The organism is Enterovibrio norvegicus FF-33, assembly GCF_000286835.2.
Classification (GTDB): Bacteria; Pseudomonadota; Gammaproteobacteria; order Enterobacterales; family Vibrionaceae; genus Enterovibrio; species Enterovibrio norvegicus_A.
Genome location: NZ_AJYD02000011.1, coordinates 84,881 through 107,508 on the forward strand (window position 1 = coordinate 84,881; position 22,628 = coordinate 107,508).

The 22,628-nt window shown below is 47.2% G+C and carries 28 protein-coding genes; 12 read left to right on the forward strand and 16 right to left on the reverse strand.

Annotated features, from left to right (window positions below):
- Positions 1-63: 63 nt before the first annotated feature.
- The gene (gene rsmI, locus A1OO_RS01970; RefSeq protein WP_016960760.1) at positions 64-924 is read right to left on the reverse strand and encodes a 16S rRNA (cytidine(1402)-2'-O)-methyltransferase; all 861 of its coding nucleotides are present in this window, start codon (positions 922-924) and stop codon (positions 64-66) included.
- Positions 925-979: 55 nt separating this feature from the next.
- On the opposite strand from rsmI, the gene A1OO_RS01975 reads away from it, so the two are divergent.
- From A1OO_RS01975 to A1OO_RS01990, 4 genes are read left to right on the forward strand one after another with little or no spacing between them, the layout of a single operon-like run.
- Positions 980-2,821, forward strand: coding sequence for a penicillin-binding protein activator (locus A1OO_RS01975; RefSeq protein WP_017005091.1), 1,842 nt, complete (start codon positions 980-982; stop codon positions 2,819-2,821).
- Entirely contained in the window at positions 2,805-3,173 is a 369-nt protein-coding gene (locus tag A1OO_RS01980) for a YraN family protein (protein WP_017005092.1), read from the forward strand. The genes A1OO_RS01975 and A1OO_RS01980 overlap by 17 nt, the downstream gene beginning before the upstream one ends.
- A gap of 3 nt (positions 3,174-3,176) precedes the next feature.
- Positions 3,177-3,767 (forward strand): phosphoheptose isomerase, encoded by a 591-nt coding sequence (locus tag A1OO_RS01985; RefSeq protein ID WP_016960763.1) that lies wholly within the window; start codon positions 3,177-3,179, stop codon positions 3,765-3,767.
- A 3-nt stretch (positions 3,768-3,770) separates the two neighbouring features.
- A complete protein-coding gene (locus tag A1OO_RS01990) occupies positions 3,771-4,322 on the forward strand; it encodes a BON domain-containing protein (RefSeq protein ID WP_017005093.1) in 552 nt (183 codons plus the stop codon).
- A 50-nt stretch (positions 4,323-4,372) separates the two neighbouring features.
- On the opposite strand, the gene sspB is transcribed toward A1OO_RS01990, so the two are convergent.
- The 8 genes from sspB to zapE all read right to left on the reverse strand — a co-directional run bounded on the left by sspB (position 4,373) and on the right by zapE (position 10,737).
- A complete protein-coding gene (sspB, locus tag A1OO_RS01995; RefSeq protein WP_016960765.1) occupies positions 4,373-4,864 on the reverse strand; it encodes a ClpXP protease specificity-enhancing factor in 492 nt (163 codons plus the stop codon).
- Positions 4,864-5,499, reverse strand: coding sequence for a stringent starvation protein SspA (gene sspA / locus A1OO_RS02000; RefSeq protein ID WP_016960766.1), 636 nt, complete (start codon positions 5,497-5,499; stop codon positions 4,864-4,866). The genes sspB and sspA overlap by 1 nt, the downstream gene beginning before the upstream one ends.
- Positions 5,500-5,585: 86 nt before the next feature.
- Positions 5,586-6,323, reverse strand: a complete 738-nt coding sequence (locus tag A1OO_RS02005) for a cytochrome c1 (protein WP_016960767.1) — start codon at positions 6,321-6,323, stop codon at positions 5,586-5,588.
- Positions 6,323-7,585 carry a cytochrome b gene (locus A1OO_RS02010; protein WP_016960768.1) on the reverse strand — a complete coding sequence of 421 codons (1,263 nt, stop codon included), beginning with the start codon at positions 7,583-7,585 and terminating at the stop codon, positions 6,323-6,325. The genes A1OO_RS02005 and A1OO_RS02010 overlap by 1 nt, the downstream gene beginning before the upstream one ends.
- On the reverse strand, positions 7,585-8,175 hold the full coding sequence (petA, locus tag A1OO_RS02015) for a ubiquinol-cytochrome c reductase iron-sulfur subunit (RefSeq protein ID WP_016960769.1): 591 nt from the start codon (positions 8,173-8,175) through the stop codon (positions 7,585-7,587). The genes A1OO_RS02010 and petA overlap by 1 nt, the downstream gene beginning before the upstream one ends.
- 394 nt (positions 8,176-8,569) lie before the next feature.
- Positions 8,570-8,959, reverse strand: a complete 390-nt coding sequence (gene rpsI, locus A1OO_RS02020; protein WP_016960770.1) for a 30S ribosomal protein S9 — start codon at positions 8,957-8,959, stop codon at positions 8,570-8,572.
- 12 nt (positions 8,960-8,971) lie between these two features.
- A complete protein-coding gene (gene rplM, locus A1OO_RS02025; RefSeq protein ID WP_016960771.1) occupies positions 8,972-9,400 on the reverse strand; it encodes a 50S ribosomal protein L13 in 429 nt (142 codons plus the stop codon).
- Between the two features lie 233 nt (positions 9,401-9,633).
- Entirely contained in the window at positions 9,634-10,737 is a 1,104-nt protein-coding gene (zapE, locus tag A1OO_RS02030) for a cell division protein ZapE (RefSeq protein ID WP_016960772.1), read from the reverse strand.
- A 183-nt stretch (positions 10,738-10,920) separates the two neighbouring features.
- On the opposite strand from zapE, the gene zapG reads away from it, so the two are divergent.
- The 3 genes from zapG to degS all read left to right on the forward strand — a co-directional run bounded on the left by zapG (position 10,921) and on the right by degS (position 13,981).
- Positions 10,921-11,334: a Z-ring associated protein ZapG gene (gene zapG / locus A1OO_RS02035; RefSeq protein ID WP_016960773.1), complete on the forward strand. Its 414-nt coding sequence runs from the start codon at positions 10,921-10,923 to the stop codon at positions 11,332-11,334.
- An 86-nt stretch (positions 11,335-11,420) separates the two neighbouring features.
- Positions 11,421-12,788, forward strand: coding sequence for a Do family serine endopeptidase (locus tag A1OO_RS02040; protein WP_017005094.1), 1,368 nt, complete (start codon positions 11,421-11,423; stop codon positions 12,786-12,788).
- 128 nt (positions 12,789-12,916) lie between these two features.
- Complete coding sequence (degS, locus tag A1OO_RS02045) at positions 12,917-13,981, forward strand: outer membrane-stress sensor serine endopeptidase DegS (RefSeq protein WP_016960775.1); 1,065 nt, start codon at positions 12,917-12,919, stop codon at positions 13,979-13,981.
- Between the two features lie 129 nt (positions 13,982-14,110).
- Here degS and murA read toward each other — a convergent pair whose 3' ends face one another.
- From murA to mlaF, 7 genes are read right to left on the reverse strand one after another with little or no spacing between them, the layout of a single operon-like run.
- Positions 14,111-15,367, reverse strand: a complete 1,257-nt coding sequence (murA, locus tag A1OO_RS02050; protein ID WP_017005095.1) for a UDP-N-acetylglucosamine 1-carboxyvinyltransferase — start codon at positions 15,365-15,367, stop codon at positions 14,111-14,113.
- A gap of 16 nt (positions 15,368-15,383) precedes the next feature.
- Complete coding sequence (locus A1OO_RS02055; RefSeq protein WP_371733296.1) at positions 15,384-15,617, reverse strand: BolA family protein; 234 nt, start codon at positions 15,615-15,617, stop codon at positions 15,384-15,386.
- A gap of 26 nt (positions 15,618-15,643) precedes the next feature.
- The gene (locus A1OO_RS02060) at positions 15,644-15,967 is read right to left on the reverse strand and encodes an STAS domain-containing protein (protein ID WP_016960778.1); all 324 of its coding nucleotides are present in this window, start codon (positions 15,965-15,967) and stop codon (positions 15,644-15,646) included.
- Positions 15,964-16,611, reverse strand: a complete 648-nt coding sequence (gene mlaC / locus A1OO_RS02065) for a phospholipid-binding protein MlaC (RefSeq protein WP_016960779.1) — start codon at positions 16,609-16,611, stop codon at positions 15,964-15,966. Before mlaC ends, A1OO_RS02060 begins: the two co-directional genes overlap by 4 nt.
- Before the next feature lie 6 nt (positions 16,612-16,617).
- Positions 16,618-17,094: an outer membrane lipid asymmetry maintenance protein MlaD gene (mlaD, locus tag A1OO_RS02070; protein ID WP_017005096.1), complete on the reverse strand. Its 477-nt coding sequence runs from the start codon at positions 17,092-17,094 to the stop codon at positions 16,618-16,620.
- A 4-nt stretch (positions 17,095-17,098) separates the two neighbouring features.
- Positions 17,099-17,869 carry a lipid asymmetry maintenance ABC transporter permease subunit MlaE gene (gene mlaE, locus A1OO_RS02075; protein ID WP_198928352.1) on the reverse strand — a complete coding sequence of 257 codons (771 nt, stop codon included), beginning with the start codon at positions 17,867-17,869 and terminating at the stop codon, positions 17,099-17,101.
- An 8-nt stretch (positions 17,870-17,877) separates the two neighbouring features.
- The gene (gene mlaF / locus A1OO_RS02080; RefSeq protein WP_017005097.1) at positions 17,878-18,675 is read right to left on the reverse strand and encodes a phospholipid ABC transporter ATP-binding protein MlaF; all 798 of its coding nucleotides are present in this window, start codon (positions 18,673-18,675) and stop codon (positions 17,878-17,880) included.
- A gap of 400 nt (positions 18,676-19,075) precedes the next feature.
- On the opposite strand from mlaF, the gene A1OO_RS02085 reads away from it, so the two are divergent.
- Genes A1OO_RS02085 through lptA form a run of 5 tightly spaced genes read left to right on the forward strand, consistent with a single transcriptional unit; the run spans position 19,076 to position 22,628 of the window.
- Positions 19,076-20,038, forward strand: coding sequence for a calcium/sodium antiporter (locus A1OO_RS02085; protein WP_016960783.1), 963 nt, complete (start codon positions 19,076-19,078; stop codon positions 20,036-20,038).
- A gap of 11 nt (positions 20,039-20,049) precedes the next feature.
- Positions 20,050-21,018 carry a KpsF/GutQ family sugar-phosphate isomerase gene (locus A1OO_RS02090; protein ID WP_016960784.1) on the forward strand — a complete coding sequence of 323 codons (969 nt, stop codon included), beginning with the start codon at positions 20,050-20,052 and terminating at the stop codon, positions 21,016-21,018.
- Complete coding sequence (kdsC, locus tag A1OO_RS02095) at positions 21,018-21,575, forward strand: 3-deoxy-manno-octulosonate-8-phosphatase KdsC (protein WP_016960785.1); 558 nt, start codon at positions 21,018-21,020, stop codon at positions 21,573-21,575. Before A1OO_RS02090 ends, kdsC begins: the two co-directional genes overlap by 1 nt.
- Positions 21,572-22,138 (forward strand): LPS export ABC transporter periplasmic protein LptC, encoded by a 567-nt coding sequence (lptC, locus tag A1OO_RS02100; RefSeq protein ID WP_016960786.1) that lies wholly within the window; start codon positions 21,572-21,574, stop codon positions 22,136-22,138. Before kdsC ends, lptC begins: the two co-directional genes overlap by 4 nt.
- Positions 22,119-22,628, forward strand: a complete 510-nt coding sequence (gene lptA / locus A1OO_RS02105; RefSeq protein ID WP_016960787.1) for a lipopolysaccharide transport periplasmic protein LptA — start codon at positions 22,119-22,121, stop codon at positions 22,626-22,628. The genes lptC and lptA overlap by 20 nt, the downstream gene beginning before the upstream one ends.

Below are 22,628 nucleotides of genomic sequence, written 5' to 3' on the forward strand. Positions count from 1 at the left end.
TTCACCTATAAACGGCGTTTTAAACACCATTTACAGGTACAGGACTCGGTATAGCGCCTCTTACTAGTCGAGGTTTTCTAAGCCCCATTTGTACAAGGCATTCTTTTTCACGCTATAAAGTTCTGCTGCAATCGCAGCCGCTTTTTTCAACGGCAATTCCTTCGCGATCAATGCAACAGCATTGGTTGCTTCAACAGGCAGATCATCTTTCTCTGCACGGTGACCTGCAATCAAAAGAACCATTTCGCCACGGAGGCGATTTCTATCTTCATTCAACCACGCAATCAACTCGCCCAGTGGCGCGCCATGAATGGTTTCATACGTTTTTGTCAGTTCACGTGCCAAGACCACTTGGCGATCCGCACCCAGCACGGCAAGCATGTCATCCAAGGTATCGGTAATACGATGAGGTGACTCGTAGAATATTAAGGTACGCGGATCTTGCGCAATCTCAGTAAACTTATCACGTCGCCCTTTACTCTTTGGCGGCAAGAAGCCTTCAAAACTAAAACGATCAGAAGGTAAACCCGACGCACTTAACGCCGTGATCACCGCACAAGGACCCGGTAAGGGCACAACTTTGACACCGGCCTGACGACAACGCGTGACCAAGTGGTAACCTGGATCAGAGATCAACGGCGTACCCGCATCAGAAACCAACGCAATGGTTTGTCCACTGACCAATTTTTCTATCAGAAAATCCGCTTTTTGTTGTTCATTATGGTCATGAAGAGCAAAAGTTCGGGTCGTGATACCAAAATGGGACAGTAGTCTGCCAGTATGGCGGGTATCCTCGGCAGCGATGATGTCAACCTGCTGCAAAATTTCGAGTGCACGCTGGGTGATATCTCCCAGGTTTCCGATCGGTGTCGGCACGATATACAAAGTTGAGACGTCAACCACGGTTGAAGTTTCATCAGTCATTTGTTTCACAACCCTTCGGCGATTAATATAGAGGGCAACAAGTTACGGACAGAAGATGTTCATGCGTAAAATAACCCATAAGTGCAAAAGTGTATCACGACTTCTCTCTCCAATCGCGCTGGCATTGGTGCTTTCGGCCTGTCAGACAACGCCTCCTGTTGAGCAAGGACCTCAATATGACATCACTGCGCCTGCGCGTGAGTCATCAACATTCTACTTGCTGAAAGCTGAAACCAGTGACGCAGGAGAAAAAGCGGATTGGTACCTGTTGGCATTAAAGGCACTGATTGAAGAAAAACAAGTCGCGCAAGCGGATGTTTTAGTCGGTAGATTGGCAAAAATGCCGCTTACCCCATTGCAGCTTTCTGAATGGCAACTTGGCCGAGCGCACCTTCTTCAGCAAAAAGGAAACGCGCAAGCGGCGGTGGATAGCCTCAACTTTTTACCTGCATGGCAACTTCCTGCCATTCAGTATCAGCGCTATTACACGCTGAAAGGCGAACTGTATCAGCAATTGGGTAATCAACCTGGTGCTGCGTTGTCTTTTGCCGAAGCCTCTCCCTACCTGACTGATAGTTTCGATAAGCAACAAAATTGGAACCGCGTTTGGGATGCTTTGGTGAAAATGCCCCAATCAGAGCTAAACACGCTGTCCGCAAGCGGCAATCAAGTATTGGCTGGCTGGGTCGAGCTCGTCAACGTTTTACGCCGCTATGCAGGCCGTCCAGCAGAGCAACAAGAGGCACTTAATCAGTGGCTTTCTGCCAATCCAGCACATCCTGCTAATCGATACCTGCCAGAGAATTTGGCAACACTGAAATCGATGGAAATCGTACGTCCTGAGCGTATTGGCGTCATGCTGCCGCTTAGCGACAAATTTGCAGTGCAAGGTGAAGCCATCAGAAATGGGTTAGTTCAGGCATTACTTGATGATGACTCAGAAAGTATCGCCCCTTCTGTTATGTTTTATGATACCAACGCCATGCCAATGACAGAGATTGTCAACGCCATGCGTAACGATGGTATTCAATTCGTTGTTGGGCCACTGCAAAAAGACAAGGTGGACGCCTTCCTGACAACAAGCCAAAACAGCTTCCCTACGCTGGCACTCAATATCCCTAAGAATGAAGATGGAGAAGCCAACACCTGCTTCTTTACTTTGTCGCCAGAACAGGAAGCAGAACAAGCTGCGCTGCACATTGCTCAAAACAAGCATAAGTTTCCGTTGGTGATTGCACCTAACAACGGTTTTGGTCGTCGTGTTAGCGAGGCTTTTTCTAAGCAGTGGGAAGCCGAGACTGGCGAACCAGCCGAAGTGGAATTCTTTAAAAACCGCGCTGCAATGCAGAAAACCGTTCAGCGCGTCTTTGGTTTGACCGAGAGTCAGGGCCGTATCCAGCAAATGAACCAATTGCTAGGTTTGGACATGGAATCTGAACAACGCAGTCGTCGCGACGTGGATGCTGTCTATCTGGTTGCCAACGCGGGTGAATTAACGCTGTTGAAACCTTTTATTGAAGTGGCTATCAACCCAGACGTGAAACCGCCGAAACTATATGCAAGTTCTCGCAGTAACAATCGCGTCAATGGTGTGGGTGAAATTGGCGAGTTGCGCGGCATTGAATTCAGTGATGTCCCTTTACTTGTTGATGCAAACAATCCAACAGCTGCAAGATTTAACCAGCTTTGGCCAGACCTCGATAATGGCATGACGCGCCTGTATGCACTGGGGATGGATGCCTACGCTCTGATTGAAGCACTGCCTCAGATGCAAGCATTGCCACAATATCGCTATGAGGGTCACTCAGGTGAGCTATCACTGGGTGATTACTGCACGGTAAACCGCTCCGTGTCTTGGGCGATGTTTGGGGACCAAGGGATTGTTTCAGTTAAATAAGAAGCAAACTGGCGACCATTATGAACAACAGGCTTGCCGCTTCTTGGAGCAGCAAGGCCTGATAGCTCTCGACAAAAATGCTCGCTTCAAAGTGGGTGAACTAGACCTTGTCATGCGACAAGGTAGCTGCATCGTGTTTGTTGAAGTCAAATTTCGAAAACAATCTGGTTTTGGTGGTGCAGCCGCCACAATCTCACGCCAAAAACAGCGCCGCTTACTGAAATCTGCCTACCTTTGGCTAGCCAAACAAGGGCTTTCCGCGACACATACTGAATTTCGCTTTGACGCTGTGGCTTTTGAAGGTGGTATAAACGCTGTAAACTGGATAAAGAATATATTTATTGAAGGGTAATCAATGCTAGACAGCATCAAAGATAGCTTCACTGAGAGCATCCAAACACAGATCGCAGCCGCTGAAGCATTGCCAGAGCCAATATCAAAAGCTGCTATGGTCATGGTTCAGTGCCTGCTAAACGGCAATAAGATTCTTTGCTGCGGTAACGGTGGGTCGGCAGCAAATGCCCAACACTTCGCATCGTGCTTGCTTAATCGCTTTGAAACTGAGCGCCCTAGCTTGCCTGCTTTAGCACTGACCGCTGATACCGTTACCCTCACAGCCGTCGCCAATGATTATCACCATGACGAGGTGTTCTCAAAACAAGTGCGCGCCTTTGGCCAAGCCGGCGATGTTTTATTAGCACTATCGACCAGCGGTAACAGTAAAGACATTATCAAAGCCATGGAAGCGGCAGTAACACGTGATATGACTATCATTGCGTTTACAGGTAAAGATGGGGGCGAAATGGCTGGCTTACTGGGTGAACTGGATGTTGAAATCCGTGTTCCTTCACAACGCACAGCACGTATACAAGAAGTCCACCTTGTCACGCTTCATACACTTTGCGATTTAATCGACCAGTTTCTTTTCCCGACTCACGGAGAATAAGTCATGAAAAAGGCGCTTTTACTTGCAGCAGTCTTCGCGTTAAGTGCCTGTTCCGCCATTTATGAGCAGGACACACGAAACGCAAAAACAGAATGGACGGATACACAAATTTCAATGCAAGTGGCAGGGATCGCTAATAAAGCGCCTTATTTGGGCGAAACTCGAATCAATGCCGTGTCCTACGATGGGAAATTGTTGTTGATTGGTCAGGCCAAAACCGCTGCATTAAAGAAAACACTGGTGGCAAAAGCGCGTGAGCTGGATGGCGTTGAGACCGTTTACGATCAAATACGTGTAAAAGAGCCTCTATCGCTTACTGACGTGAGCAAAGACACCTGGCTAACCACCAAGGTGAAGTCGGCGTTGATTGGCAGCAAGAAGCTTAGAAGCGTCAATATCAAGGTGTTATCTGAAGATGGTGAAGTCTTTTTGCTAGGCTATGTCACTCGACAACAAGCAGAAGAAGCAACAGAGATTGCACGTAATCTTAGTGGCGTTAAACAGGTAGTAAAAGGCTTTCAATACTACGAGCCTCAAGCATCCACGGAAGAGTGAACTACGGTTGGTGCTCTAGATAAGAAAAAAGCAGCCATTGGCTGCTTTTTTTATTTCACGACCGTGAGTGTAGGGCGGCCTTTGAATTTATTGTCTGATTCTGCATCAACAGAGGTATCGTCATCGGATGCGACGTTACCAGAGATGACGGAGATATCAGTATCTTTAGGCTCAACTTCTGGCTCAAGTTCAATTCTCTCCAATTCTGCTTCATAAGCAGGCTCTGGATCGAACATAGTACCAGCGCCATTCTCTCGCGCATAAATGGCGAGTACGGCGTAAAGCGGTACAGACACCAACATTGGACGACCACCAAATCGAGCATTAAAGCAAACTTCATCATTTCCAAGATCAAGATTACCTATAGCCCGTGGTGCAACGTTCAACACTATTTGGCCATCCTGAACATACTCAGTCGGTACATTCACGTATGGCAGTGTTGCGTCTACAACCAAATGGGGAGTCAGATCGTTGTCTATCAACCAGTCGTAAAACGCCCGCAATAAATACGGGCGACGAGGTTTTAGCGTAGCATCATCCATTACTGAGCCAGACGCATCTCACGCTCAGCTTCGGTCAATGAAGCCAAGAATGAATCACGTTCAAAAACGCGAGCCATGTAAGTCTTAACTTCTTTCGAACCTGGGCCGCTTAGCTCGATACCCATGACAGGCAAGCGCCATAGCAAAGGTGCTAGGTAGCAATCAACCAAGCTAAATTCTTCACTCATGAAGAACGGATATTCAGCAAACACTGGCGCCAGAGCCAGCAATTCTTCACGTAACTGACGACGAGCTTTATCAGCTTCTTCCGCATTGCCTTTTTCGACTTTCACAGCCAATGTGTACCAGTTACGTTCAATACGGTACATCATTAGGCGACTGTTACCACGGGCAACAGGATAAACCGGCATTAGCGGTGGGTGCGGGAAACGCTCATCCAGGTATTCCATGATGATGTTCGCGTTATACAACGCCAATTCACGGTCAACCAAAGTCGGTACCGAGTTGTACGGATTTAGATCGAGTAAATCCTCTGGCAGGTTATTAGGATCAACAAGCTCAATCTCATAGGTCACACCTTTCTCAGCGAGAACGATGCGCACCTGATGGCTATACATGTCTGATGCGTCTGAATACAACGTCATCACCGAGCGTTTATTGGCAGCAACAGCCATTAACCCCTCCAGAATATTTCATCTATAGAAAAAACAATGGGAGCACCTGCCCCCATTGTGGATCAGCAACTCACTAGATTAACCGATCAGTGAACGTCACGCCAATACTCTTTCTTGAGCAGAATGGTCAAGATGAGCAAAATAACAAGGAAGCCAATCACCCAATAACCCATTTGTTGGCGTTCCAGTTTATTTGGCTCCCCCGAATACTCGAGAAAGTTAACCAAATCGCGGACGGCATCATCGTATTCTTCTGGGCTCAGTTCACCATTACCCAAAGATTCAATACCAACAAAGTCTTCCACTTGCTGACCATCAATCATCACAGATTTATACTGCTTGACTGGTGTGCCCTGAAGTTCTTCCAACACATGTGGCATCCCCACACTTGGGAATACGGTGTTGTTCACACCAAATGGACGTGATGGATCTGCATAGAAAGAACGCAGGTAGGTATAAATCCAATCTGTACCGCGAACACGTGCAACCAAGGTCAAGTCAGGAGCTGGGCCACCAAAGAAAGTGGCTGCATCATCAACAGTAATCGCATTGGTGACCAAGTCGCCAATCTTTGCATTCTCGTCAAAGACCAAATTTTCCATCATCAGTTCTTTGGGGATATCGAGATCTTCTGCGATACGCTCATAGCGCTGATACTGGGTAGCGTGACAGCCAAAGCAATAGTTCATGAAAAGCTTAGCGCCATTCTGTAATGAAGCTTTGTCTGACAAATCGTTATTCGCCGCTTCCAGCGGAACCTTCGCACCAGCTGCCATCGCGAGAGAAGGCAACAATGCGAACAAGATTACAATCCACTTCTTCATTAGTAGTTCACCCTCTCCGGTAATGGTTTCGTTGCCTCGTTTTTGCTGTAAACAAACAACAGAACAAAGAACATAAAGTAACCAAAGCTAAAGATCTGAGCCAACAGTGTGTAAAGGCTAGTCGCAGGTAAAGTACCTAAAACACCTAAAGCAATGAAGGAGATAACGAACTGAACAATGTTCGCCAGATGCAACTTGCTACGATAGCGATAAGAGCGCACTTTACAGCGATCTAGCCAAGGTAGTAGGAACAGCACAGCGATTGACAAGCCCATAAGTACAACGCCCGTCAACTTATCAGGGACCGCGCGCAAAATGGCGTAAAACGGCGTGAAGTACCATACCGGTGCAATGTGATCCGGTGTTTTTATCGGGTTCGCCGCTTCGAAGTTAGGTGGCTCAAGGAAATAGCCGCCCATTTCTGGATTGAAGAAAATAACGTAGGCAAACAAAATACCAAAACCTGCAACACCGATCAGATCCTTCACCGTTCCGTATGGGTGGAAAGGAACAGCATCAATGATGTCGTATTTCTTGGTGTAGTACTTGTGGAAAGCAAATTGGGTTTCGTACCCTTCGCCCTTCGCACCTTTTGGCAATTTGGTTTCAATGCCATCCGGATTATTCGAGCCAACTTCGTGCAGTGCAAGAATATGCAACACCACTAGCAATAGAATAACGATTGGCAACGCAACGACATGCAGCGCAAAGAAGCGATTTAGCGTTGCTCCCGAGAGGACAAAGTCACCACGGATCCACAACGTAAGATCATCACCAATAACAGGGATTGCGCCAAACAGCGAGATAATGACCTGGGCGCCCCAGTAAGACATTTGTCCCCAAGGTAGCAAGTAGCCCATGAACGCTTCTGCCATCAGCGCTAGGAAGATCAACATGCCGAACAGCCAAAGCAGTTCACGAGGCTTTTGATACGAACCATAAATCAGGCCGCGGAACATGTGCAGGTAGATAACGACAAAAAACGCTGACGCACCCGTAGAGTGCATGTAACGCAATAGCCAGCCGTACTCCACATCACGCATGATGTATTCAACCGAAGCAAACGCGCCTTCCGCAGAAGGGTTGTAACTCATAGTTAACCAAATACCGGTAAGCAGTTGGTTGACTAATACCAGCATGGCTAGCGAACCAAACAAGTACCAGAAGTTAAAGTTTTTCGGCATTGGGTATTCAGACAAATGCTTTTTGTAAGCATTCATCACAGGAAGGCGTTTCTCTATCCAGTTAAGAAAGTTTTCCATTACGCTGCTCCCTCATCGGCACCGACCAGAATACGTTTATCATTAAGATACGTATAAGGAGGTACCACTAGATTAAGTGGCGCCGGTACACTCTGGAATACACGACCCGCCATATCAAACTTCGAACCATGACACGGGCAGAAGAAACCGGACGTAACACCTTCAACTTGCTCACCAAAACTGTCTGGTAGATAGGTGGGCGAACAACCTAGATGCGTACACAATCCTACTGCGACAAAAAGCTCAGGCTTAATGGAACGGTAAGTATTGGTAATATATTCGGGCTGCTGTGGTTCAAGAGAGTCAGGATCGCGAAGCTTATCGCCAATCTCATTCAACGTCTCTAAGGTCTGTTCGCTACGACGAACAATCCATACAGGCTTGCCCTGCCAAATCACCCTGATTAACTGGCCTTCTTCAACTTTACTCACATCGACTTCAACCGGGGCACCGGCAGCCTTTGCTTTGGCGCTAGGGTTCCAAGACTTAATAAAAGGTACAGCGACTGCTGCTGCACCCACACCACCAACCACAGCGGTTGATAGAGTCAGGAAACGGCGTCGGCCGGAATTCACTGGCGCATTGCTCATCCAACATTCTCCCATGTGCTCCCGCATGGATTTTTAAAAACTGTCCTTATGCGTCCCTGGAGCGTACGGCTAACTCAAAAAAGTATATTTCTTACGTAAACAGCCTATTGATTATCTTAAGATAGCACAGGCATACGTGGGTTAAATGATAAGGAAAACCCCACTTTTTGACAAGATAAAGCTACTTTTTTGTAACAAATGTGAGGTATGCACCGTTTTTTTAACTAACTGCCAAAAAAGAAAAAAATCGGAAAAATATCAAAATGGAGAAGTGTAGAAAGAGAGAGGGATAGTGTGTCTTAAAAAAGCTATTGCGTTGAATTGGGACAATAAAAAGCCTGGCAATAAGCCAGGCTTTTTTTGACCATAATTCCCGAATAAATTCGGAAGCGAATTAACGCTTAGAGAATTGTGGACGACGACGTGCTTTACGTAGACCAACTTTCTTACGTTCAACTTTACGCGCGTCACGAGTAACGAAGCCAGCTGCACGAAGAGCAGGACGCAAAGTTTCATCGTATTCCATCAGTGCACGGGTAATACCGTGACGGATAGCGCCAGCTTGACCAGAGATACCACCACCAGAAACGGTGACGTATAGGTCTAGCTTGTCTAGCATTTCAACTAGTTCAAGCGGCTGACGAACAATCATACAAGCTGTTGGGCGACCGAAGTACTGCTCCAATTCACGCTTGTTGATTACGATGTTTCCGCTGCCCGGCTTGATGAATACACGAGCTGTGGAACTTTTGCGACGACCAGTGCCGTAGTATTGTTCTGCCATTGTTATATCCCCTTAGATGTCCAGTACTTGCGGCTGTTGTGCCGCGTGCTTGTGCTCAGCGCCCGCGTAAACTTTCAGTTTACGGAACATTGCACGACCTAGAGGACCACGTGGCAACATACCTTTAACGGCAAGTTCGATGATCATTTCTGGTTTCTTCACTTGCAGCTTATCAAAGCTGATTGACTTGATACCACCAATGTAGCCTGAGTGGCTGTAGTAGATCTTGTCAGTGAATTTCGCACCAGTTACGGTAACTTTGTCCGCGTTGATAACTACGATGTAGTCACCAGTGTCAACGTGCGGAGTGTATTCTGGCTTATGCTTACCACGCAGACGAGATGCGATCTCAGTTGCGATACGGCCCAGAGTTTTACCTTCTGCGTCTACAATATACCAGTCGCGTTTTACGCTTTCTGGTTTAGCAACGAAAGTTTTCATGCTAATAAATACCCGATAATTAAAAATTTCACTTAAGGAGCTTTCGCTCCCACTGTATAAGAGCCCATTCAACACCCCTTCGAGTGGTGTTCCCTCGGCCTTAGCCTTTCAACAGTAACGGTGGGTCGCAGGATTATAAGGAAGGGTGGAGAAAAAATCACCTTTTTTCCAAAAATAATCGCGACTTTTTCTTCTTCTCGACCCGAAAGATAATGCCAATAAATGGGATATCGCTAAGGAAGGTGTTCCAACGCCAGGTAATCATGGCTCTGCATCTCTTTTAAACGCGAACAACAGCGTTTAAATTCGAAAGACAACCTGTCGCCGACATACAGTGATGACAGGGCGACTTCCGCAGAAATGATCAGTTTCACGTGCCTTTCGTAAAATTCATCGATCATGGCAATAAATCGCCTCGCTGCATCATCTTTTTCCGCCCCCATTTGAGGAACATTGGCCAAAAGCACCGTGTGATAAAGCCGGGCAAGCTCAATATAGTCAGACTGGCTTCTTGGGCTGTCACACAAAGTGACAAAATCAAAATGCACCACCCCCTCCGCTTCCCTCACTGCATGCAATTGTCGATGATTGATCTCAATGTCATGAGCATCAAAGCAAGGCTCTGTCGCCAATTGATAAAAGTAGTCTTTCAAATTGGCATTGGCCGCATCGTCCAATGGGGAGTGATAGATTTCCGCCTGCTCCAATGTTCGTAAGCGATAATCTGTCCCCGCATCAACATTAACAACATCGCAGTGTTGATTAATTAACGCTATAGCAGGAAGAAAACGAGCACGCTGTAATCCATTACGATACAACTCATTTGGGATGATGTTTGATGTGGCAACTAAACAAATACCACGTTCAAATAGTGCTTCAAGCAACGTACCGAGGATCATGGCATCAGTGATGTCTGAAACAAAAAACTCATCGAAACAAAGGATATGCGCTTCGTCTGCTAACTTGTCTGCAATTTTCAGTAACGGATCTTGCTCACCATCAAGGCCTCTTAATTCATCGTGTATGCGATGCATAAATCGATGAAAGTGCATCCGCTGCTTTTTCTCAAACGGCAAGCTTTCAAAAAACGTATCAACCAAATACGTTTTGCCTCGCCCAACACCACCCCAAAAGTACAACCCACGCTCTGGGCGCGGTTTATTCTCTGTCTTTTTGAAAATAGACTGTAAAAGACTCGGCTTTTGTGCAGGCGCATTGGCACGCGCAATAAGGCGATGATACAAATCATCCAGCATCGTTACCGCTTGCTTTTGCGAAGCATCCTCGAAAAAATCTGGCCGCTGTAAATCGTGACTGTATTGCTCTAAAGGCGTCATTCCCTGAACCTAACCCTTACTGGTGACAATAATAATGTTCTCAAAATCAATAGTACCACGCGTAACTTTTGCCATGTATAGTAAAACCTGAACATTAAGGGGTATGCCACTTCCTAATTACTCCCCGCTAGACGGTGAGAATTGCATTACATTCAATTAGTTACGGAAAGCTAAGGAGCGCTTATGGCTTGGATAAACACACTTGTTTTTGTGATCATCGGTGTCGTGATTGGCTTCATCATCGCCCGTTTAACGATGCGCGATAACACACAACAAAAAGATTTAAAGAAAGAGCTCGAAAAATCACGTTACGAGCTTGAGCAGTATCGCCAAGAGTTGGTTGATCACTTTGCCCAAAGCGCTGAATTACTCGATAACATTTCCCGTGATTACAGTAAGCTTTATCAGCACATGGCGACCACTTCAGCGGAATTGATGCCTAACTTGCCAGAGCAAGACAATCCCTTTGCCAAGCGTATCAGTAACCTGTCAGAAGTCATTGACGATACGGCGTCAACACAAGAGCCACCTCGTGACTATTCAGATGGTGCTTCTGGTTTACTCAAAGATGCTGAAAAAACAAGCAAAGCGAGTTAAGTAGATCACAGATCTACCATACAAAGGCATTGAACTTTTTTGAACCATCCCCACTCTTAAAACGTACCTATAAGGGGAGTGTGGATATGAAGAAAACATCTTTGCTTACGCTAAGTGCAGTCGCGCTAGCGTTTAGTACAACTTTTACAGCCTTGCCAGCAACAGCAGCATTACCTGTCGCTATTGCTGGCGAGAGCCTGCCAAGCCTTGCGCCTATGCTAGAAACTGTCAGCCCTGCTGTTGTCAGTATTTCTGTCGAAGGTAGCCATGTTTCAAAACAACGCATCCCTGAATCTTTTCGCTTTTTCTTTGGTCCTGAGTTCGATGCAGAGCAAACCAGAGAAAGACCTTTTCGCGGTTTAGGTTCGGGCGTCATTATAGATGCCGATAAAGGGTATGTGATCACTAACCATCACGTTATCGATGGTGCCAATAAGATTTTGGTGCAACTTCATGATGGCCGCGAATACGACGCAGAGCTGATTGGCAGCGACAGCATGTCAGATGTGGCACTGTTAAAGCTTGAAAAAGCGGACAACCTGACACAAATCAAACTGTCTGACTCCGACGGACTGCGTGTTGGCGATTTTGCGATTGCAATCGGCAACCCGTTTGGACTCGGCCAAACTGTCACTTCTGGCATTATTTCTGCGCTAGGTCGTAGTGGTTTAAACCTCGAGAACTTTGAGAACTTCATTCAAACTGACGCCGCTATCAATAGCGGTAACTCAGGCGGAGCACTGGTTAATCTCAACGGTGAATTGATTGGTATCAATACCGCTATCCTTGGCCCGAATGGTGGTAACGTCGGTATCGGTTTTGCCATTCCGGTCAATATGGTGAAAAACCTCTCTGATCAAATTCTTGAGTTTGGCGAAGTCAAACGCGGCGTACTTGGGGTTCAAGGTGGCGAACTGACGTCTGAACTTGCAGAAGCGTTTGGGTATGAAACCAATCACGGCGCATTTGTCAGCCAAGTGGTACCCGATTCAGCGGCAGAAAAAGCTGGCATTGAAGCCGGCGATATCATTGTATCGGTTAACGGTAAAGATATTCGCACCTTCGGTGAACTGCGCGCTAAAGTAGCGACACTGGGTGCGGGTAAAAAAGTAAAATTGGGTATCATTCGTGACGGCAAAGAGAAAACCGTCACTGCTGAGCTAAAAGAAGCCGCACTAGCCAAAACCAATGCAGAAACCCTTCATGAAGCGTTAAAAGGCGCCAAGCTTGAACATTATTCAGAAGGAAAAATCAATGGTGTACGTGTTGCCAGTGTTGATAAAGATTCTGTTGCGGCGCGCTATGGCATGAAAGAAGGTGACATTATTGTTGGCCTAAATCGTGACAAAGTGAAAAACCTTGGTGATCTACGCAAACAGCTTGAAGACAAACCTAACGTCCTCGCGTTAAACATTGTGCGTGATGGCTCAACCATGTATTTAGTTATCCGTTAAGTAATTCATCGCAAAAACAGGAGCCTGTCCCGCTAAGGCTCCTGTTTCTTCCCGACCCAATCCCTACTCTTATTGCTGTTTCAATGGTATGCTCGTCGTTTTTCAATGATGGTCATTTAGGGAGTAGCATGCTGGCTTTTCTGGCACGTTCTGTAGTTTACGGCACCTTAGTCGCCGTCGTTTTGCTGCTTGCCCTTCCATCGTTACGAACCGGCCAATTGGTTTCTGATGTCGCCTTGGCACAGTTTGAAACCGATACTTCATTGCTTTCTTATAACTATGCCGTCCGCCGAGCCTCTCCTGCTGTCGTCAATATTTACACTCGCCGCTACAGCAGTGAAAACCGACTTCAGCTCAACGCTGAGGGTTTAGGCTCTGGCGTGATCATGAGTGACAAAGGCTATATCGTCACCAACTACCACGTTGTTGCACGCGCAGATCAAATTATCGTGGCCTTGCAAGACGGACGGATCAGCACGGCACAGCTCGTTGGTAAAGATCAACGCACCGATCTTGCCGTGGTGAAAATCGATCCAGATAGCTTACCCGTGATTCCCTTTAACGATAGTTATGAACCCGCGGTTGGCGATGTCGTGTTAGCAATAGGCAACCCTTATAACCTCGGACAAACCACCACCTTCGGGATTATTTCTGCTACGGGTCGCCCCGGTATGAGCTTTAATCGTCAGCAAGATTTTCTGCAAACAGATGCGGCTATCAACAAAGGAAACTCTGGTGGCGCATTGGTAAATAGCAGAGGGGAATTAGTCGGCATCAATACCGCCTCATTCCAACAAGCAACAGACACGGATACCTACGGCATTTCCTTTGCGATCCCCTATTCCCTGACAGTCAAGGTGATGCAAAAACTGATTGCTGATGGACGGGTGATCCGCGGCTATATCGGCGTTGAAGGACGAGAAGTGAATCCCGTGATGGCGCGACTATTAGACGCGGAGCAATTGCGTGGTGTGCTTATCGCAAGCACTGAGCCCAATGGCCCTGCAGATCGCTCTGGGCTTAAGGTAAATGATTTGATCATCGAGATTGATAATCTACCCATCAGCAGTTTTCGTAGTGCACTCGATGTTGTTGCTGACAACCGTCCCGGAACCAAGGTCCCGTTTAAGGTTATTCGAGAAGGCGAACCTCAAGAGATCATCGTCACTATCGGTGAAGAGCCGACGCAATAACCCTGTTATCTCTTTGATCTCTGGTTGGGCTTTTTTCAAATTAAGCATGATTTACAGCAACAAAAAAGGTCACCCCTGGGTGACCTTTTGCGTTTAGCCTGTTAGCAATTAGCCATTGATAATTAATGGTTAGTCGCTGAAGCGCTCAATCTGAACACCCAACTTCTGCAGTTTGTCTTCGATGTGCTCATAGCCACGATCGATATGGTAGATACGATCAACAACCGTCTCACCCGTTGCAATCGCACCGGCAAGCACCAAACTCGCTGATGCACGAAGATCAGTTGCCATCACTTGCGCACCACTTAAACCATCGCAATCACCGCAAACTACCGTGTTGCCTTCAATTTCAGCGTGTGCACCCATACGCTGTAATTCAGGTACGTGCATAAAGCGATTTTCGAAGATGGTTTCCGTAATAATGCCTGTTCCTTTTGCCATCAAATTGAGCAAAGTGAACTGTGCTTGCATATCGGTTGGGAAGCCAGGATGCGGCGCTGTGCGGATATTTACCGCTTTCAGTTCGCGATCCGTCATATCAAGCGAGATCCAATCATCACCCGTTTCTACTAGCGCACCCGATTCTTCGAGCTTAGCCAATACAGCTTCAAGCAATTTAGGTGACGTATTGCGGCACAATACTTTGCCACCCGATACTGCAGCACCAACAAGGAACGTGCCCGTTTCGATACGGTCAGCAACCACTTCGTGGTAACCACCACCTAGGCGTTCAACACCTTCGATAGTAATGGCATCAGTACCTGCCCCTGTAATTTTCGCACCTAAAGTGTTGAGGAATGTTGCACAATCAACAATTTCAGGCTCACGTGCTGCATTCTCGATAACCGTCGTACCTTCAGCAAGTGTTGCTGCTGACATAATAGTGACAGTTGCGCCAACGCTGACTTTATCCATCACAATATGGGCACCTTTAAGGCGACCATCAACGTGGGCTTTTACATAGCCTTCATCAAGCGTGATGGTTGCACCAAGTTGCTCTAAACCATGAATGTGTAAATCAACCGGACGCGCACCAATAGCGCAACCACCTGGCAAAGACACTTGGCCTTGACCAAATCGCGCGACCAGAGGGCCAAGCGCCCAAATAGATGCGCGCATGGTCTTAACCAGATCATACGGCGCGCAGTATTCAGTAATATTGCTAGCATCAACATGGACTGAACCATTGCGTGACACTTTCGCCCCTAGGCGGGATAGCAATTCCATCGAGGTATCGATATCGCGCAGTTTAGGGACGTTAGCAACTTCTACCGGCTCTTCAGCCAATAGAGCAGCAAATAAAATAGGCAATGCGGCGTTTTTAGCACCTGATATTGTGACTTCACCACGCAGTGGGCCACCACCGTGGACACGGAATTTTTGCATGCTGTTCCTCGTGGATTTATAGCGGTTGCATCAGTTTCTTGTCGCGAGCCCATTCAGTCGGGGTCAGCGCTTTGATGCTAAGAGCATGGATAGCATTTGTTCTAATGTGTTCCATCAACGGCCCATAGATGGTCTGTTGTTTTTTGACGCGTGACATACCGTCAAAGATGTCACCGACAGCAATAACTTCGAAGTGACTTCCGTCGCCTTTTACATGCAGTTCATCTAAAGATAAGGCGCCTTCGAGCATCGCTTTAATTTCTGTTGGTTCCACAATTATTCCTCGTGAACCGATGAGGTATCATCAGTAAAAAAACGTTCTACATTGCTCAGTTGTAACAGCACTTTCAATTGCGAAGGGATGTTACTTAATGCCAGCGTTTGCTGGTTAATCTTGAGCTGCTGTTGTAGGTGCAACAACATTGCCATTCCGGCCGAATCAACGCGCTTTACCGAAGATAAATCTAGGACGATATGCGAGTCTTTCGGCAACCAGTCGGTGCGGCGGCTCCAAAATGGAGGAACTGTGTCACGATCAAGCTCTCCTGACAAGCAGTAATCACCATTTATGCGCCTTTCAAACGCCAGTGATTCACTCACGATTCACTCTCGTCTTTGGTGATTGGAGCCTTGGCTCGCTCAGTCAGTTCTTTCGCAACAGCATCGATACCATTTCTGCGCAATTGACCACTCCATTCACTGGATTTAGTGTCCAACATGCTGACGCCTTCCACCTGCACATCAAAGCCCTGCCATTGCTCGGTTTTTCGATTCTTACGCAGCTTAAAATCCAAGCGAATAGGTGGGCGGGCAGCATCAACAATGTCTACGCGCACAGAAACCACCGTGCGATTCTCTGCAATGGATTTTGACGGCTCCACGTTCACGACTTGATCAGTATATTGGGTCAGTATTTGCGCATAAGATGCGACCAAATAATCGTAGAATGCATCCGTAAACTGATCGCGTTGTTCCTTACTCGCTTTTCTAGCCTGTGGCCCTAATACTTTCAGTGCCGCATAGCGCGCATTGATATAAGGCATTAACTCCTCTTCTACCACCACACGAAGCAACTCAGGATTTTCCTGATAGATCTCTTTATCTTTCTTTAACCGACTAAAAGCGTTCTCTGCTACGCCATCGATCAGTACATAGGGGTTTGTGGCATCTACTGTCGCTGCCACAGACAGCGACGGCAACATCATACTGATTGCTGCAAACACCAAAGCTATCCATTTTTTCATTATTGATTACTCCTTCGAGTCCCCGACGCTATACAAGAATTGACCAATCAAATCTTCTAACACCATTGCTGAACGGGTGTCTTCCAGTAAATCGCCGTCTTGAAGTAGCTCAATGTCTTCATCAAGAAAACCAGGACGGATACCGATGTATTGCTCTCCCAGCAGACCTGAGGTCAAAATTGCTGCGGAGCTTGTTTCTGGAAAAAAGCCGTATTGGCGATCAATTTCCATCGTCACCGACGGCACGTAATCTGGCACTGTCAGAGCAATACTACTAACACGACCGACCACAACGCCCCCCACTTTCACAGGAGAACGCACCTTTAAACCACCAATATTGTCGAAATGTGCTTCCAAACGATAGCTGTCGCCACGAGAAAAACTCTTCACATCAGCCACTTGAAAAATAAGCAGCATCACTGCGATGATCCCAACAATCACGAACGTGCCGACCCAAAATTCTGTTTTACGATTTTGTTGCATTTACTTAGCTCCCAAACATCAGTGCTGTAAGGATAAAATCCAACCCCAACACTGCTAAAGACGAATGCACGACAGTACGTGTCGTTGCTCGGCTGATCCCTTCTGAAGTGGGGATCGCATCGTAGCCGTTGAAAAGAGCAATCCAGGTGACCGTAATGGCAAACACCAAACTCTTAATGAAAGACTGGCCAATGTCATAGCCTAACTCGACTGAAGACTGCATGACGGACCAGTAGCTGCCGTAATCAATTCCTTTCCAATCAACACCGACAAGCTGACCACCCCAAATACCGACAATCATGAAGATCATGGTCAGTAGCGGCATAGAAATCACTCCCGCCCAAAAACGCGGTGCAATGACACGACGCAACGGATCCACTGCCATCATTTCCAAACTAGAAAGTTGTTCAGTGGTTTTCATCAAACCAATTTCAGCGGTCAACGCCGAACCGGCACGACCCGCAAACAAAAGCGCGGTGACAACAGGTCCTAATTCTCGCAATAAAGACAGTGCAACCATTTGTCCCAAAGAACTTTCAGCGCCAAAGCCGGCCAAAACCAGATAGCCTTGCAAGCTCAAAACCATGCCAATGAACAAACCAGACACCATAATGATCGCGAGTGAACGTACACCAACGGAATAGAGCTGAGTGATTAATAGCGGGAACATTTTCTTGGGTTGCGGCTTGCCAATTAACGCCCCCATTAAAACAAAGGTGGCACGCCCCATTGTCCGAGACACGGACATAACGCGGGCGCCAAGATCTTGGACCATATTAACGATCACGAAAACAGCTCCTGTGTGATGTCTTTGGCGGGATACCGAAATGGCACAGGGCCATCTGCATCGCCTTTAAGAAATTGACTAACCCTCGGGTCCGGATTGTCACGTAATGATTGCGGTGATCCTGATGCGATAATTTTGCCATCGGTGAGCAAATAGACATGATCAGCAATGCTCATTACCTCAGGTACATCATGCGACACCACTATCGCCGTAAGACCTAACGCTTGATTGAGATTGCGAATCAGAGAGACCAACACGCCCATAGTGATCGGATCTTGCCCAACAAAAGGCTCATCAAACATGATCATTTCTGGGTCAAGCGCAATCGCGCGCGCCAACGCGGCACGTCTCGCCATGCCGCCAGACAAACTGCTCGGCATCAAATCTGCCGCCCCTCGAAGCCCCACAGCCTCTAGCTTAAGTAAGACGATGGTTTTAATAAGCGCTTCAGATAGTTCTGTATGCTCTCGCAAAGGGAAAGCAACATTATCAAAAACGGTCATATCCGTGAACAGTGCGCCAGATTGAAACAGCATGCTCATGCGCTTTCGAACGTCATACAATTTGCGACGTGAAAGGGTCGGAATATCATGTCCAGCAAACTCGATAGTGCCGCGATCAGGCGGTAACTGGCCGCCAATCAAACGGAGTAATGTGGTTTTACCTATTCCGGATGGGCCCATGATTGCTGTGATTTTGCCGACGGGTACGGTCAAGCTCACATCATCAAATATCACCCGATCGCCACGGGAGAAGGACAGGCTATTGATTTCCACTAAGTTATTTGTACTCATCGACGGCCTTTGATAATAACGTCCTTGAATATTAAGTGCCCGATCATAGAGTTAACGGTATTGCAAAACAAGTAATTGAACAGTATTCATTTGTGATTTCTCAGTAAGAAAACTATCAATTTCCGCGCAAACACTGTCTTTTTATGTATGCATCACGTTGAATCAAGATCACTTCTTTAATCAGGCTAGAAAACTCCTCCCCACTACGCGCTGATAAAGACAGACTTTCCCCCAAGAATGTGACCTAACCTGCCTTAATTACTTGGCACGTCACCCCTTCATTAGCCTTTAACACTTAAGCCTGTCGCAACTATCACGCCGTTTTCCTTCACATTTACTCAATTAGCAGTCAAAATTGCTTTTTGATTCATCCGCACTATTTCTGATCAAAGGTAATTAAATGTTTGAAGCGACCGCCATTCTCGTCGTTGGACTGTGTTTGTTAGTATGGAGTGCTGACAGGCTGGTCTACGGTGCAGCCGCTATAGCCCGTAATGTTGGGATTTCACCGCTAGTCATCGGTATGACTATTCTTGCGATGGGCAGCTCAGCCCCTGAAATGGTGGTGTCAGCAACTGCGGCTCTTAGTGGTAAAACCGACACGGCAGTGGGCAACGTTCTTGGTTCGAACATCGCTAATATTGCTTTGATTTTAGGCGTAACTGCGCTTATCAAGCCACTTGCTATCAGTTCGGGCATCCTTCGCCGCGAATTGCCATTGATGCTTGCCGTTACCTTGGTCGCCGGCGCCATGCTATGGGATAATTACCTTGGCTACTTTGAAGGTATCGCGCTCGCCGTTATGTTTGTCATTTTCCTACTTATCATGATGAAATTTGGTAAAGAAAGTGACAAAGAAGACCCTATGCTTACAGAACAAGAAGCAGAGATCCCTCAAGGGGTAAGCAATGTTTCCGCTGGTATATGGGTTGTTATCGGGCTGGCACTACTTATTTTCAGCGCCGACATGGTCGTAGGCTCAGCCGTGATTATCGCTAAGTCATTCGGTATGAGTGATCTGGTCATCGGTCTAACCATTGTCGCTGTAGGTACAAGCCTTCCTGAACTCGCCGCTTCTGTCGCTGGCGTATTGAAAGGTGAAGACGATCTGGCGGTGGGTAACATCATCGGCTCAAACATCTTCAATATTCTTGCCGTCATGGGCATCCCAGCGATTCTGGCACCATCATCCCTTAACCCACTTGCGATGGAACGTGACTTCTATGTCATGCTCGCCCTCTCTGTATTGCTATTTTTGTTTGCTGCAGGCAAAAACAGAATCATCAGACGCTGGGAAGGTATCGTGCTGTTGATTTGTTTCGTCGGCTATCAAGGCTACTTGCTCACTAACTTTGCATCCTGATCGGATTACCTATGACTGATTTTGATTTTTGCCAAGCAGGCATCACCACACTAAAAATCGAACTGGATGCCATTGCTCAATTGGAGCAATACATCAACCAAGATTTCGAACAAGCTTGTCAGCTGATTCAAAGTGCTACAGGTAAGGTCGTTGTCATGGGGATGGGCAAATCTGGTCACATTGGCAATAAAATCGCGGCGACGCTGGCAAGTACCGGTACGCCGTCCTTTTTTGTGCACCCTGGTGAAGCCAGTCATGGCGATCTTGGCATGATCGAAAAAGGCGATGTGGTGTTAGCAATATCAAACTCAGGGGAAGCAGCGGAGATCATTACGTTGCTGCCCGTCGTTAAACGTCGTGGCATTTCACTGATCACCATGACGGGCAACCCATCATCAACCATGGCGCGTTTGGCACAAGTTAACCTTTGTATCAAAGTACCAAAAGAAGCCTGCCCTATTGGCCTTGCACCAACCTCGAGCACCACGGCGACATTGGTGATGGGTGATGCACTCGCTATTGCGCTAATGCAAGCCAAAGGCTTTACTGCCGATGACTTTGCTCTGTCTCATCCCGGTGGCGCACTTGGTAGAAAACTGCTGCTGCGCATTTCTGATGTGATGCACTCCGGTGATGCGCTACCGACGGTCATACCCGATGCTACCGTTCGCGATGCCCTGCTCGAGATATCTGCCAAAGGGCTAGGTATGACAGCCATTGTGGAGCATGATGGTGCGCTATGCGGTATTTTCACTGACGGTGATTTACGCCGCTTACTCGACCAACGCTTGGATTTACACACCACACGCATTGGCGATGTGATGGGTCAAAACCCACAGTCTGTCAGTGCCGACTTACTGGCGGCTGAAGGCCTTAAGCAAATGGAAGAGAAAAAGATCAATGGTTTGCTGGTCACTGAAAACGGCAAGCTGATTGGCGCGCTAAATATGCACGACCTGCTTAAAGCTGGAGTCATGTAATGCATACTGAGACCGAAACGCTATACGGCCCCGTTCCCACCCGCATCGTCGAACGTGCGGCATCGATAAAGCTGCTGATCTGCGATGTGGATGGTGTGTTCTCTGATGGACGCATCTATATGGGTAACGACGGTGAGGAGCTTAAAACGTTCCACACCCGAGACGGCTACGGCATCAAAGCACTAATGAGCGCAGGTATCGACATCGCTATCATTACGGGCCGAAAGTCAGCCATCGTTGAACGACGCATGTCTGCCCTTGGTATCACCCACATTTATCAAGGCCAAGATGACAAGGCTTCGGCTTATCAAGATCTTGCGGCAAAGCTGGGTGTACCTGCCGAGCAAACGGCCTACATGGGTGACGATTTAATTGACTGGGCGGTCATGTCACAAGTGGGTCTGTCAGTCTGCGTCAATGACGGACACCCTTTGCTCGCACAACGTGCTGATTGGGTAACACGTATTCCAGGCGGCTACGGCGCGGTTCGTGAAGTGTGCGATCTTATCCTTGAAGCGCGAGGAGAGCTCGATGCGCATAAAGGACTGAGCATATGATGCTGCAACGTCTCGGTATGGTTGTACTGCTGGCGGTGTGCGGTTACACAGGCTATTACCTGTTGAACCAACACTACTGGCAAACCGAAGCACAAGTGGCTCCCGATGCTGAAAAACCCCTATTCACGGCGGAAGATGTGAAATCTACCTCCTACAACGAACAAGGTATTCGCAATTACACGCTGGACTCAACACATCTAGAGTATTATCAGCAAATTGACGAGACCCATTTTAATGAACCCGTCTTGTGGACTTATAAAGATGGCACTGCCGAAGAGTGGCGGATAAGCTCTGAGTTTGCTGTTCTTGAGAATAAGCACATTCTAGTGATGACAGGTCGCGTCAGGATCTTTAACCTGTTGCCAGACGCACAGATAAAAGTTGTCACCACAGAGAAACTCACCCTCAACCTTACCTCACATGATTTTTGGTCAGATACAGAAACCGAAATCACAGGAACAGGGCTTCAAACGAGTGGGCTCAGGGCGAAAGGCAATTTTGGCTCCCATCAGATGGAACTGATTGAACAAGTGAAGAGTAGGTATGAAGCAAAAACGAAATAAATTCTTTGCCGTCATTGTGATGCTAATTTCAAGCAGTGCTATGGCCTTGTCAACAGATGCTGAGCAGCCAATTTATATTGACTCCGACTCGCAAAACCTAGACATGACAACCAACACCGTGATTTTCACGGGCAATGTTTATCTCCGTCAAGGCTCTATTCGCCTGAACGCCGACAAAGTTGTGGTGACTCGTCCATCGGGTCAAGAAGGCGCTGAAATTATTGACGCTTATGGTAAGCCTGCGACCTTTGAACAAACGTTGGATGATGGCAAAAAGATAAACGGTGAAGCGCTCGATCTTCAGTACGAAACAGCAAAAAGCTTCCTGACGATGACCAACAGGGCCGTATTGACCCAAGAAGGTGGCAATCAGGTCGAAGGTCAAAAGATCACCTATAACATCGATAAACAGCTTTTGGTCGCAGAAAGTGATTCAAGCAGTCGCGTCACGACTGTACTGCAACCACAAACCAAACAAGATAAGAAATAA